This window comes from Cyclobacterium plantarum, assembly GCF_011290685.1.
In the GTDB taxonomy this organism is placed as follows: domain Bacteria; phylum Bacteroidota; class Bacteroidia; order Cytophagales; family Cyclobacteriaceae; genus Cyclobacterium; species Cyclobacterium plantarum.
This window is the reverse complement of sequence record NZ_JAANYN010000007.1, coordinates 226,605-239,853: the sequence shown is the minus strand read 5'-3', so window position 1 is coordinate 239,853 and position 13,249 is coordinate 226,605. Positions and strand designations below refer to the sequence as shown.

9 protein-coding genes are annotated in these 13,249 nt (G+C 43.8%); 2 read left to right on the top strand and 7 right to left on the bottom strand.

Annotated features, from left to right (window positions below; genetic code table 11):
• Positions 1-27 precede the first annotated feature (27 nt).
• From G9Q97_RS17170 to G9Q97_RS17155, 4 genes are all read right to left on the bottom strand, one after another.
• On the bottom strand, positions 28-960 hold the full coding sequence (locus G9Q97_RS17170; protein WP_166149039.1) for an NAD(P)-dependent oxidoreductase: 933 nt from the start codon (positions 958-960) through the stop codon (positions 28-30).
• A 6-nt stretch (positions 961-966) separates the two neighbouring features.
• Entirely contained in the window at positions 967-2,334 is a 1,368-nt protein-coding gene (mgtE, locus tag G9Q97_RS17165; RefSeq protein WP_166149038.1) for a magnesium transporter, read from the bottom strand.
• Complete coding sequence (gene rsmA, locus G9Q97_RS17160; protein ID WP_166149037.1) at positions 2,322-3,104, bottom strand: 16S rRNA (adenine(1518)-N(6)/adenine(1519)-N(6))-dimethyltransferase RsmA; 783 nt, start codon at positions 3,102-3,104, stop codon at positions 2,322-2,324. Before rsmA ends, mgtE begins: the two co-directional genes overlap by 13 nt.
• 171 nt (positions 3,105-3,275) lie before the next feature.
• Positions 3,276-3,785 carry a septal ring lytic transglycosylase RlpA family protein gene (locus G9Q97_RS17155; protein WP_166149036.1) on the bottom strand — a complete coding sequence of 170 codons (510 nt, stop codon included), beginning with the start codon at positions 3,783-3,785 and terminating at the stop codon, positions 3,276-3,278.
• Between the two features lie 311 nt (positions 3,786-4,096).
• Here G9Q97_RS17155 and G9Q97_RS17150 point away from each other — a divergent pair, with 311 nt between their 5' ends.
• Positions 4,097-5,323, top strand: a complete 1,227-nt coding sequence (locus G9Q97_RS17150) for a metallophosphoesterase family protein (RefSeq protein ID WP_166149034.1) — start codon at positions 4,097-4,099, stop codon at positions 5,321-5,323.
• Positions 5,320-8,358: an SbcC/MukB-like Walker B domain-containing protein gene (locus G9Q97_RS17145; RefSeq protein ID WP_166149032.1), complete on the top strand. Its 3,039-nt coding sequence runs from the start codon at positions 5,320-5,322 to the stop codon at positions 8,356-8,358. Before G9Q97_RS17150 ends, G9Q97_RS17145 begins: the two co-directional genes overlap by 4 nt.
• 57 nt (positions 8,359-8,415) lie before the next feature.
• Here G9Q97_RS17145 and G9Q97_RS17140 read toward each other — a convergent pair whose 3' ends face one another.
• The 3 genes from G9Q97_RS17140 to G9Q97_RS17130 are packed head-to-tail and all read right to left on the bottom strand — an operon-like array spanning position 8,416 to position 12,835.
• Positions 8,416-9,624: a glycoside hydrolase family 57 protein gene (locus tag G9Q97_RS17140; protein ID WP_166149030.1), complete on the bottom strand. Its 1,209-nt coding sequence runs from the start codon at positions 9,622-9,624 to the stop codon at positions 8,416-8,418.
• A gap of 3 nt (positions 9,625-9,627) precedes the next feature.
• Positions 9,628-10,908 carry a glycosyltransferase family 4 protein gene (locus G9Q97_RS17135; RefSeq protein WP_166149028.1) on the bottom strand — a complete coding sequence of 427 codons (1,281 nt, stop codon included), beginning with the start codon at positions 10,906-10,908 and terminating at the stop codon, positions 9,628-9,630.
• A gap of 10 nt (positions 10,909-10,918) precedes the next feature.
• Positions 10,919-12,835 (bottom strand): amylo-alpha-1,6-glucosidase, encoded by a 1,917-nt coding sequence (locus G9Q97_RS17130; protein WP_166149026.1) that lies wholly within the window; start codon positions 12,833-12,835, stop codon positions 10,919-10,921.
• Positions 12,836-13,249 lie beyond the last annotated feature (414 nt).

The window sequence follows — 13,249 nt, the reverse complement described above, 5'->3', positions numbered from 1 at the left end:
CAATTTAACTGCCCTTTTATTAGACCATTACCCCATCCAGGTACCACTGATCTTGGCCACCAAAACCTGGTTGATTTTAAGGTATGACTCCCGTGTCCATCCGGCTACATGGGGTGAAAAAATTACATTATTCCTTTCGGTCAGTTTTTCGAATGAAAGTCTTTCCGCTGCACTAAAGGCTTGAAGTTTTTCTTTTTCCAACACATCCAATATGGCGCCTTTCAAAACGCCATTTTGCAGAGTTTCATTCAAGGTATCCATACTAATAACCTCGCCCCTGGCGGTATTGATCAGGTAAAATGGCTTTTTGAAACCTGTCATCACATCGCTGCTGAAAAAATACCGGGTCTCTGGCGTAAGTGGTACATGGATGCTCAAAACATCAGCATTTTCCTGTAGGGTGTTGAAATCACATTCCTTCACCCATGAGTTTCCAAAACCCTGCTTGTATTTATCGTAAGCCAGGATTTCCACATCAAAACCTCGTAGCTTTCTGGCAAAGGCTTCCCCCATGTTGCCAAAGCCAAATATACCTACTGTTTTACCGGCCAATTCTTCACCCCTGTTGGCTTCCCTGTCCCAAATCCCTCTACGAACCTGCTGGTCTGACTGGATATAATGGTTAAACAAAGCCAAAAGCATGCCGATAGCATGCTCTGCCACTGCATCCCGGTTGCCTTCCGGCGCATGATACAGGGCAATCTTATTTTTCTCCAGGTAGTCCAGATCGATATTGTCCAGGCCTGCCCCGGCCCTGGCCACAAACTGTAAACCCCGTCCTTTCTCCAACAATGGTCTGTCAATGGGAGTCTTGGAACGAATAATCAGACCTTCATAATCTCCCAGGCAGGCCATTATTCCTTTCCTGTCTATGGAAGGCTTGTAATCCACCCGGTGTCCCTTCTCCTCTAATAATGGGACAATGCTTTCATGCATTTGATCGATGATAAGTATTCTCATGTTTAATTAAAGGTTTAACAAAAGCGTTGCTACCCCAAAATAAACGCCTAGTCCCAACAAGTCATTGGCAGTGGTGATAAAGGGACCCGAGGCCATGGCTGGGTTGATACCGATTTTGTCCAAAATAATTGGGGTCAAAGTGCCCATAAAGGAGGCCAGCAAGACTACGCTAAACAGGGCAATGCCTACCACCAAACCAAATTTGGTCTCCTGCCCGTATAGAAATACCACAGTGAAAAATACAAATGCAGCCAAGACCAGACCATTTAACACAGCAACCAGCAAGACTTTTAAAAATCTCCTGGTGAGGCTGTCTTCAAAAACAGATTTATTGGCCAGACTTTGCACTACCAAAGTAGAAGATTGTATGCCCACATTGCCTCCTGTAGCTGTTATCAGGGGAATAAAAAAGGCCAAAGCCGTAACCGCATTCAAGCCTTCTTCAAATAATCCAATAAAACCTGCTCCCATAAGTCCCCCAACCATACCAATAAGCAACCAGGGCAACCTGGCCCTGGAAAGCCTGTATATGGAATCGGATTCTTCTACATCATCAGAAAAACCAGTCATGGCCTGAATATCTTCCTCTGCCTGCTCACGGATAAGGTCTAAAATGTCATCCACCGTAATCCTGCCCACCAGTTTGCCTTTTACATTTACCACCGGTACTGCCTCCAGATCATAACGGCGCATGATTTCTGCCACTTCTTCTCCTTCCATATAGGTAGGCACAGAAATGATATTGTCCTCATACAAATCCGCCACCTTGGTATTAGATGAGGCCAGAATTAATTTTTTTAGCGCAATCCGACCCAGAAGTTTTTCTTTGTTATCTACCACATAGATGGAAAAAATCTTTTCCACATTTTCTGCCTGTCTCCTTATTTCCTCAATGGTCTGCACCACCGTCCAGTTCAGGTTGGCTTTGATGATTTCCTTGGCCATCAAGCCCCCCGCACTGTCCTCATCATACCGAAGCAGTTCGATAATGTACAGGGATTTTTCTTTCTTTTCCAGGTGGCTGATGACTGCCTCCCTGTCATTGACCACCAATTGGTTGAGGACATCCACTGCGTCATCAGAATCCATGTGGTCGATCAGGGTAGCGAGTTCTTCGGGAGGAATGGTGGTGATTACCTTATACTGCGAATCTTCATCCAGCTCAATAAGGATATCGGCAGAAAAATCAAGGTCCAGGGCACGCAGCACAAAAAGCGCCTCTTCCATGTCCAGCTCATCCAACAGAGCAGCCACATCTGCTCTGTTGGCATCCTGCATGGACTCCTGAATGAAAACACTGTTTTCATTTTCTATGCTTTCCCTTAAAGCCTCCAAATATTCTTTGGAGAGCTCAAATGATTTTATTTGTTCCAAGATGCTTCCAGTTGTTGGGTTAAATAAACAAATTCTTCCACCCCGAGTTGCTCGGCCCTCAAGTCCAGCATGGGCTCATTTTTAAATACTTCCGAAAGCCCCATTGGCTTTAAAGCATTGCGAAGGGTTTTTCTTCGGGTATTGAATGCCTGTTTGACCAACCTGAAAAATAGCTTTTCATCACAGGCAAGTTGGCCAGTAGCGTTCCTTTTCAGGCGGATCACCCCACTATTTACTTTCGGAGGCGGATCAAAAACTTCAGGGGGCACAGAAAATAAATACTCCACCTCATAAAAGGCCTGAAGCAATACACTCAATATGCCATAGGTCTTATTGCCCTTTTTTGAAGCGATCCTTTCGGCTACTTCCTTTTGTAACATCCCTACGATTTCGGTAACATGATGCCTTTCCTCCAGAACCTTGAAAAAAATCTGGCTGGAAATATTGTAAGGGAAATTGCCAATAATGGCATAAGGCTCCTCAAATAAGGTTCGGTACTTGCGGTCAAGAAAATCTCCTTTAATTATATGTACAGCAGGATCGGCATACTTTTCCTGCAGGAATTCCACGGACTCTTCATCTATTTCTATAAGAAATAATTCCCAGTGCTGCTGCACCAGAAAATCAGTCAATACGCCCATACCCGGACCTATCTCCAACACCTTTTTTACTTGCATATGACCTGAAAGCGAATTGGCAATCCTTTCTGCCACATGCAAGTCCGTAAGGAAATGTTGCCCCAGGTGCTTTTTGGCTTTCACTTTACGCATATAGAAAGGTGTTTAATTGGGGTTCGTGTTTCAAAAGTAAAACAATAATCTGTAATGACCATAGACCTGTACCGGAGCTGATATAAAATTTGGACTGGCCAGGATTTCTGGTGAGAAAACCTTTTTATGCCGAAAATAATTTCAAAAAATACAACTTATAATTCTATTCGACTATCTCAGGGGTTTCTTGATGATTTCCAGGTCTTTTTGGTAGGCTATCCCATGAAAATAACTTCTTAACCGGATGTCCCGAGGCACTTCCCGGTACTGATTTCTTACCCAATCTATGGCATGGTGGCTGAGCAATTCCAAGCTTACCGGCACAATCCCGTCGTTCACCATATTCAGGTGCTCGGCCACACCTTTGGAAAGGTCTATGATACGTCTGGATGATTTGGGCAAGCGGTCATTTACCCGAACTATGGCCTGGTAGCCATTTTTTTTGTTGGTGACTTTAAGCAGGGTCCCGAAAGGGAGGTGCTTGTGAGCCGCAGTGAATTCCCACATGTCATAGATCTCCCCATTGGCTGTCATGCGGTTATGAAACCTGGTCCCGTAGTAGCTGGCAATCCCCTCTTGTATGATCAACAGGGAATCCGGAGCTGTAAATGGGGATTGCGCACTTGAAGAAAAAACTACAGCCAACTGGCTGATCATCAATATTCCAAAAATCAATTTCATAAATTTCATCAGTTACAACCAGCATACCATACCATATAGCAGATAAGGGCTTTACACATTCAATTTTACTATTTTTTCTTAAATAGCCACCCATATTGTCATTAAAATTTCATGAATTCTTATTGCCCTACCCTCGGTTTGGCGTAAATTGAAACTTTAATTAATGTTTTATCAGTCCTTTTTTGCAGATTTGAAATCGGGCAAAACGACAACAAAACACAAAGGGATAATTATCATTGCGAGCTGCTCCTAAAAGTGGGAAACCTTCGGTGCGGGGCTAGATATGACCTTTGAAAAACAATTATATACAAATGAAAATTTTACATACGGCCGACTGGCATTTGGGTAAAAAGCTGCAGGAAGTTTCCAGATATGAGGAACAGGTGTTGGTGCTCGAAGAAATTGTGGCCATTGCAGAGGGCAATGATGTAGACCTGGTTTTGATCGCAGGAGATATTTTTGACAATTTCAACCCCAGCCATGAAGCCGTAGAGCTACTTTACCGCACACTTCGGAAACTTTCCAATTACGGAAAACGTCCCGTCATTGCCATCTCAGGAAATCATGATTCCACTCAGTTTATTGAAGCACCGGATCCCCTGGCCAGGGAAATGGGAATTTTCTTTTATGGAAAATACGACACAGTTATCCCAGTGGGAAAATTGGATAATGGATTGGAAATTCTCGATGCAGATACGGGTTTTGTATCGTTGAAATTGCCCGAGGTGGAATTTCCGGTCCGCATACTGCTCGCGCCCTATGCCAACGAAATATTACTGCGCAGCTATCTGGGTGAAAAGGACAGGGAGGAAGAACTCAGGAGTTTATTGGCTGGCAGGTGGAAAACCCTGGCAGAAAAATACTGTGACGACAAAGGTGTCAATTTGTTTTTGGGTCATTTTTTCTTCCTGAAGGAGGGAGAAAAACCGGAACCCGAGCCAGAAAGTGAGCGCCCTATCCTGCATGTCGGGGGAACCCAGGCCCTCTTCACACACAACATCCCCGATCAGGTACAATATGCCGCCCTCGGCCACCTTCACCGCTACCATGCTGCCAGCAAAACACCATTCCCAGTGGTGTATTCCAGTTCACCCCTGGCTTATTCATTTAGCGAAGCAGGCCAGCAAAAACAAGTCGTCGTTATCGATGCCAAACCAGGAGAAGCGGTTAGCTATGAAGCCATACCGATTACCCAGGGCAGAAGCCTGGAACGAAAAACCTTTGCAGACCTGCAAACTGCTTTGGAATGGCTTGCGGCTCATCCGAATTGTTTTGTGGAACTCACCTATGAAACGGAACACTCGATCGATGCCTCCACCAGGCGTAGCCTGATGAAAGCACATGATGGCATCATTAACCTCATCCCGCAAATCAAGAACAAATTATCCGGTGCAGACCAGCAACTGCAGGTGGCAGACCTGGAAAAAGATATGGTTACACTTTTCGGGATGTATTATCAGGATGAAAAAGGACAAAAACCCAACCCCGAATTAATTACTATTTTTAAAGAAGTGATCAGCCAAAATGAAACCCAATGATTCCCATAAAACTTACCCTTCAGGGACTCTATTCCTATAAAGAACCCCAAACCATCGATTTCAGTCAACTCACGGCCGCCGGGCTTTTTGGCATTTTCGGCGCTGTAGGGAGCGGCAAATCATCAATTTTGGAGGCCATCTTATTGGCACTGTACGGAAGCACCGAAAGGCTTTCCGATAGAGGTGAAAAAAACAGCATGGTCAATCTTCAAAGTGATTTTTTGCTGATCAACTTTGAGTTCACGGCAGGAAAAAACCACAGCTATAGCTACCTGGCCAGGTATGCAGTCAAAAGGAACCCGAAGAACTTTGATGACATCCGGCCAGCAGAGCATACTTTTTACAAGAGGCAGGGTGAAGAAATGGTTCCTATAGCCGAACGGGCGGAGACCATCATTGGCATGAAGAAAGAACACTTCAAGCAAACGGTGATTATTCCACAGGGGAAGTTTCGGGAGTTTATTGACCTGAAACCCGGAGACCGGGCATCCATGATGAAGGAATTGTTTGGACTCGAGCGATTCGATCTTTACGGGAAAACAGGTACTCTCCTGAAAAGGGAAAAAGAGGAAGGGATCAAGTTGCAAACCAAGTTGGAGGCCCTTGAACACCTGTCTCCAGAAATGCTCAAGGACAAATTGAATGAAAAGTCCCATATCGGAGAGGAGCTGAAAAAGCAAAGAGAATCCTTTGATTTATCCAGCCGGGAGCTGCAGCAAATGGAGGGAATCAAGGAAAAGCACCAGGAACTCAAAGCGCAAACGCAATCCTGGGAGATCCTGGAAAAGCAAATTCCTGATATAGAAAAAAAGAAAACGGAATTGAAAGCGTTTCTTCAGGCCAGAACCCATTTGTGGCCTGTCTGGGAAAAAATCCAGGAGGAAGAAATGAACCTGGAGGAAGCCAGTGTAGGCTTCACCGACTGTTCCCGATTTAAACTGAGTTATGAACAGGAAATCAAAAACCTGGAGAGGGAAGAAGCAGACCTGAAGGAAAAAGCCGAAAAGAGATCCGAAAGGGAGGCTAAAATCAGGGATTTGAAAAAAGTCCTGGAAATACAGGCCATCCGGGAAGACCTTAAAGCTGCGCAGGACAAATTAAATGTCTTAAAACCTCAATTGGAAAACTCCCTGCAACAGGAAAAAACCCTTAAAGAACAGTGGACGGAATCAGATCAGGAAGCGGAAAAGACAGAAAAAAACGGGGGCAGTGAACTGTTGGCTATTTATAGAAATGATGCCAGGGACTGGATGACATTTGAGGAGCAAGGCCTGGAGATCCGGCAGGAAATGAAAGAAATGGAATTGCACCTTCAGCAATACGCTACACAGATAGAAACCATGACCAAAAAGCTCCCTCAGAAATATGGAGATTTTGACGAATGGGTTGAAGCCCAGAAAGCTGATATCCAAACACTTGAAGCGGAGAAGGAGAGACTAATTGAGAAAAAAGCTTTGCAACATCATGCCCATGTTCTTAATGAGGGAGAGCCCTGCCCTTTATGTGGATCTTCTGAGCATCCTTCACCGCTCAATCCGGACCAGTCACAGGAATTACTGGAAAATGTTAAGGGTGAGCTGAGTAAAGCGGCAACAGTACTGGACCAAAGCCAACAAATGGCCCGTGACCTGATGCTACTGCGGACTCAAAAAGAAAATGAAAACCAGAAAATTCAAAATAAAACCGAAGCACTCAAGCGGGTAAAGGATCAGCTGAATCAAGTTCAGCAAAAGCTTGGGGAACAGGGAATCCCCGATTTGCAGGCCCTACAGGCCATGCAGCAAAAATTGGAAGACGAAGTACAAAAACAGAAAGACCTGCAAATTAAAAGCAGGACCCTGAGAAAAAAACTGGATCAGTTGCGCACACAAATAGATTCCTATCAGGAAGAATTTCAAGCGGTGCAGCAACATGTTTTGGGCTTGAACAGTACCCTGAAAGCCAAACAGGAAGAGATCACAAATCCGGATTTTACCCAGGCTTACCTTCAAAAAACCAGAGAAGTTATCAGACTAACCATAGAAAAGGTTCAGGAAGACATACTAGAAACAGCTAACTTGCTGGATAGCAAACAGAAAGTATTGAATGACACAAAAAGCAAAGCGGCAACCAATCTGGCAAACCTGGAGAATTTTAAAACCAAAAAGGAAAAAGCTACCGAAAAGCTACAAAATCTCAACGACACCTTCGAAATGCTCCGGCAGGAATGGGGTTTTGAAGATAAGGAGAAGCTGGTACAGCTTTTCTCCCGGAAAGTGGATACCGATCAGGTAGACCAGGAAATCCGGGAATACGAAAAAAACTGCTCGGTGGTAAAATCCAGGATTTCGGTACTGGAGAATACTCCCGGGGTGAAAGATTTTGACCCGGAAAAATTTGATGAGATAACTACCCGGCATTTGGCTGAGAAGGAGGCCCTGGAAAAAATCCAAAACCAGCTTACACTCCTCAATCAGGTGATTGTGGAGACCAGGGATAAGCTGGAAGAAAAGGACAGGCTTAGCCAATCATTTAAAAAACTGGAAATAAGGCTATCTTACTTCAGGGAGTTGGAACAATTGTTTAAAGGAAGCGGGTTTGTAAAATATGTTAGCCGTATTTACCTCCGGGAACTTTGTAATACGGCCAATTTAAGGTTTTCCAAACTGACCAAAAACAGCCTGAGTCTGGAAATCGATGACAACAATACATTTTGGGTGGTGGATTACCTGAATGGGGGTAAGAAAAGGCTGCTGAAAACACTGTCAGGCGGGCAGACCTTTCAGGCCTCTTTGTGTCTGGCATTGGCCCTGGCCGAAAAGGTAAAATCTCTTAATCAGGCCGACCAAAGTTTCTTTTTTCTGGATGAAGGCTTTGGTGCACTGGACAGGAACTCTCTAAGGGTTGTTTTCGAAACATTGAAAGCCCTCAGGCACGAAAACCGCATAGTGGGCATCATCAGTCATGTAGAAGAGTTGCAACAGGAAATAGAAGTATATGCCAACATCGAACTGGATCCCGATAGGGGAAGCCAGGTGCGGTACAGTTTTTCCTGAAAAGAACAACCCCTAAAAATCAAGGGGTTGTTTCGTATAAGTTCCGGTGAAAAGAATTTAAATAGAAATATTTTCTTTTTGTTCCTGCTTAAGCCTCAGGATGAAATCACTCAGCACATTCATATAATTGATAAAGGCTTCGTAGGGACTTTCGTAAGGGCTGAAATAAGCATGTATATCTCCATCCGAGAAGAACTTGGTACACATGTAGTAAAAGTGGTCACTGGTTTGCAGGTAGCGCCAATCCCGGTGAATTTCCGGGTTTTTTGATTTTTTTACCATTCCTTCCAGCTCAAACAGTCGATCAAAGGCTTCATCCTGCAGGTCATTGCCAAGCCAGGCGGTCAGATCCCGCTCCTCATCTGCCCAGGATATGGGAATAGGCACATTTATTTTGCCTACGGGGGATGCATTGGCAATCACCTCCGAAGGAGTGGAAAAGCCAAAATTGGTCCGGTTGAGCACTGCCTCCGGAAGGTGCCGCATGAATTCAAAAATTCCGGTTTCTTTCCATTGGTGTTCTCCAAAAGTTTCATAATCCATAAAAAGGTTGATTACCTCATCTTCCTGTGGAACCTGGTTCAGCCAATTGATAAATTTATCCGTGGTAAGGGGATAATCAGACCATGTTTTTTCCCCAAACCTGAATGCAATATCATCGCTTAGCCGGAAATTTTTAAGCAAGACCTTGAGTTTTGGTTCATTGGCATTGACATAGACAAAATTGGGGCTTTTCCATCCCAGGATGTGTTTGGCACCTTCAGAAAGGATTCCTTCGAAGCCCATACCTGCAACCATTTCTCCAATACTATCTGAATAAATCAACTCTGTATTTCTGAAAACTTTGGGTTCATAGCCATTGAAGTGGTGCTTGATTTTCTCCTGATGCAATTTTACCATGTCTCTGAACTCGGATTCGCTTTTAAGTGCGCATAGCGAATGTGCATAGGTTTCGTTGAGCAATTCTACATTTCCAGTTGCCACGAGTTCCTGGAAGCTATGCAAAACTTCAGGTGCATAAGCCTCCATTTGATCAAGAATGGACCCTGATAGGGAAAAGCAAACCTTAAACTTACCCTGGTATTTATGAATGAGTTCCAGCAAAAGCCGATTCATGGGCAGATAGCATTTCTTTGCTACTTTATTCATGATATTCCTGTTGGAATAGTCATCCCAATAATCATGATCATCACCAATTTCAAAAAATCGATACGGCTTTAATCTGAACGGTTGATGTACTTGAAAGTAAAAACAAATGGTTCTCATATCCTATTGATTAACAGTTTGCGTATAAATATCGATTACTTTTTTGGCCACATGCTCCCATTTTAGTTTTTTCAACTCCTCTCTACCTAACTCCCTAAACATTTTGGAAATCCCATTGTAATGGAGCAGCGCAAAAATGGCATCTGCCATGGTATCTATGTCCCAAAAATCCACTTTGACGGCATTTTGCAGCACTTCGGCCACACCGGATTGTTTGGAAATAATGACCGGAGTATTGTGCCTTACGGCCTCCAGTGGGGAAATGCCAAACGGTTCGGAAACTGAAGGCATGACATATACATCACTCAGGGCGAACATTTTGTCCACATCATCGCCTTTTAGAAATCCTGTAAAATGAAATTTGGTACCAATCCTCAATTCCGCCACCCGTTGGATCATCCGGTTCAATAAATCCCCGGAACCTGCCATAACAAACCTTACGTTGTCATCTTTTTTGATCACCTTATAGGCCGCCTCCACAAAATACTCCGGCCCCTTTTGGAAAGTAATCCTCCCCAAAAAAGTAACAATTTTCTCAGGTACCTTTTTCTTTTCTTTGGATTTGATAATGCTGGTGTCCAATACGGCATTGTGCACCACAACCACTTTTTCTTCAGGAATACCATATTTGGAAACAATGGTGTTTTTGGTCAACTGACTGACAGCAATGATCTTATCAGCAGCTTCCATCCCTGCTCTTTCAATATCGTAAACCCTTTGGTTAACGGTCTGGCCTGACCGGTCAAATTCGGTGGCATGGACATGTGCGATCAATGGCTTGCCACTCATTTTTTTAGCGGCTATCCCTGCTGGAAATGACAACCAGTCATGGGCGTGTATCAGATCAAACTCCTTGTTTTTTGCGATCTGTGCTGCGACCAATGCATAGCGGGAAACCTCTAAAATCAGGTCTTTCCCATATTTACCGCTGAAACTGAATTTATTGGCCAGCACGCTGGATTCCAATTCGTCCTGGTCTTTGAGTAGTCTTTCTGTATGGTTTTGGTATTCTTCCGGGCTGAGGTAGGGGATTAAAAAAGAACTGACCTCCAGGTAGGTGAGGTTTTTCCAGATATCCCGAAAACGCCGCTCCCGGTAATCGATTTCCACATCGCTGGCATTGACAAATTCGGCCAAAGGGTCCTCATCTCCCCACAATTTGGGGACAACGAAAATCAGCTCTTGTTTGTGGTGGGCCATTCCCTTTACCAACCCATAACAGGCAGTACCCAATCCTCCGGAGATATGGGGTGGAAATTCCCATCCAAACATTAAAACTTTCATATAAATCCTTTTAGAGATTATTGATTAAATATTTCATCCTTAACAATTCCCCTACACTCCATGCCTGGGAAATAGATCCCTTTGGCCGGTGCGGAGGATCTCCGTCATAAATTTCCGCTATGGTGCCTATACCATATTGGGTCATTACACCGTCAAAGCTACTGATCATATTTTCCACAAGCTTTTTACCTTGTTTGCCATGCAGCTTCAGGTAACCCTCAGCAAAATGACCCAACAGCCAGGGCCAGGCCGTACCCTGGTGATAGGCATTGTCTCGTTCATACTGGTCGCCCTTGTAATAGCCCTTATATCTTGGATCACTTGGTGCCAGAGTCCTGAGTCCCCTATTGGTGAATAGATTGCTTTTAACCACCTCCAGAACCTGATCCTTTTGATCATTGCTTAATGGGCTGTAGGGCAAAGAAGTGGCGAAAACCATATTGGGCCGGATGGACCAGTCTTTTTCATCTTCATCCACAACGTCGGCCAGGTAGCCTTTTTTATCGCTCCAAAAAACCTCCACAAAGGATTCCCCAACCTGGTCAGCCAATTCCCTGATGGCTGTATTCCCGGTGAGTTCATGATAAAAACACAGTGCATTGTACCAGAGGGCGTTGATTTCTACCGGGCATCCCATTCTGGGAGTAACCGGACCATCCTTGGTAACGGCATCCATCCATGTAAGGGCAATCCCTGCCTCTCCACCACACAACAAGCCATTTTCCTTAACCTGAATATTGAAAGCCGTCCCTTTTTTAAAGCCTTCTATGATGCCTTTGCACTTTTCGATGTACCTCGATACAATGGTTTCCTTATCCCCGGTGAACAGTACATATTGCTGCAATGCCCAAAAATACCACAAGGGTGCATCAATGGAATTCATATTGGTCATTACCCCGCTACCCACATTCGGGAACAGTGCGCCTTTCAGATCCTTGGACATGCTATCCATAACTTCCAGAAAAGTCTGTGAATCTCCCATGGTCAGGGTTAATCCTGGCAGTGCTATGAAGGTGTCTCTTCCCCACCAGCCAAACCAGGGATAACCGGCAATGACCCTTGTTTCCCCCCCTCTTCTGCTGATAAATTGTCCTGCTGAATTTTTGAGACAATTTTCAAAATTGTCCCTGGGTATTCTCCTGCTGATCTCTTTTTCGAAAGAAGCCTGCAGTTTTTGCGGGTCTGCTTCCTTCAATCCGGCAGAAAGAATGACGGATTCACCCTTTTCCATGTCAAATTCAAAATACCCTGGCACATACAAGTCTTCCTGATAGTCGTAGCCCCGCTCGATTTCTCTGATGTATTCAATATTATAAAACCAATCGGGCACAGGTACAAAGGTATTATCCTTTGAAACCTGTAAAGAAAGGGGGTCATAGTCTTCATACAACCTAAACTGAACCCCATTTTTTATTTTCTTGATTTTCTTGTTCACATAGGTATTGGCTTTGGAAAGGGTGTGGTAGCCCCTGAAAGCCAGAAAAGGACTCACCCTGATTTTGGTAGGGATCAAAGCCTCCAGCAGGGTATATTTGATCATAACTCTATCTGCCGTGGAATCCAGAATGATTTCCTTTTCCAAAAGTACTCCTCCGACGCGGTAGGTGAGTTTGGGGATAGGTTCTGAATCAAAATCTTCAAGGTATTTGTGGCCCCGTGGATAATAATTGCCAGGGTATTTGTTGATACCAAGGTTGAAAACCGCATCCTTCTGGGCAATGCTTTCGTGGACGTTGGAAAGTAAAACATGCAGTTGACCATCAATTTGAGGCTGTGGTGCCACCAGCAAACCATGGTATTTTCTAGTATTGCAGCCGATAATCGTTGTACTCGTGTAACAACCTGAGCGGTTAGATCGAATTATTTCCTTTTCCAAAGAATAATTCAGGTTGATGAGTTGCGTCTTATCGAAATGTATGTAGCTCATTTAAACAATTTTTGTGGTTTTCATAAAAATACTTGAATACTTCGTAAAGTAAAATAAATGTTGGAAAAACTAGTGCAAATAAGTTTTTCTTGCAGGTAAAAAAAATATTCAGGAAAAAATAAGACACAAAAAAAGGGCATTTATGCCCTGTTATTACATTGATATGGTGCTATGGATCAGCTACTTTCGTTTTGGATTTCTTCCAAATTCTTTATAGACTCCTCAAATTTCATGATATATTGTTGAATCTGACTCAAATTGACATACCTGATTTGAGGGAATTTCTTAGAAGGGCGGAATAATTGGAACATGACTTCTGAATATTAAATAAATCCTAAAACAACTGGTAATCAAATAAAATGCCATAAATCAACCTGCATGGCGATGGTGATTTTTCTGATTTAAATTAGGTTT

What these genes read in the sequence shown, in the direction of transcription:
- G9Q97_RS17170 (WP_166149039.1), bottom strand. Translation starts at nt 960, where the DNA reads ATGAGAATACTTATCATCGATCAAATGCATGAAAGCATTGTCCCATTA.
- rsmA (WP_166149037.1), bottom strand. Translation starts at nt 3,104, where the DNA reads ATGCGTAAAGTGAAAGCCAAAAAGCACCTGGGGCAACATTTCCTTACG.
- G9Q97_RS17155 (WP_166149036.1), bottom strand. Translation starts at nt 3,785, where the DNA reads ATGAAATTGATTTTTGGAATATTGATGATCAGCCAGTTGGCTGTAGTT.
- G9Q97_RS17150 (WP_166149034.1), top strand. Translation starts at nt 4,097, where the DNA reads ATGAAAATTTTACATACGGCCGACTGGCATTTGGGTAAAAAGCTGCAG.
- G9Q97_RS17145 (WP_166149032.1), top strand. Translation starts at nt 5,320, where the DNA reads ATGATTCCCATAAAACTTACCCTTCAGGGACTCTATTCCTATAAAGAA.
- G9Q97_RS17140 (WP_166149030.1), bottom strand. Translation starts at nt 9,624, where the DNA reads ATGAGAACCATTTGTTTTTACTTTCAAGTACATCAACCGTTCAGATTA.
- G9Q97_RS17135 (WP_166149028.1), bottom strand. Translation starts at nt 10,908, where the DNA reads ATGAAAGTTTTAATGTTTGGATGGGAATTTCCACCCCATATCTCCGGA.
- G9Q97_RS17130 (WP_166149026.1), bottom strand. Translation starts at nt 12,835, where the DNA reads ATGAGCTACATACATTTCGATAAGACGCAACTCATCAACCTGAATTAT.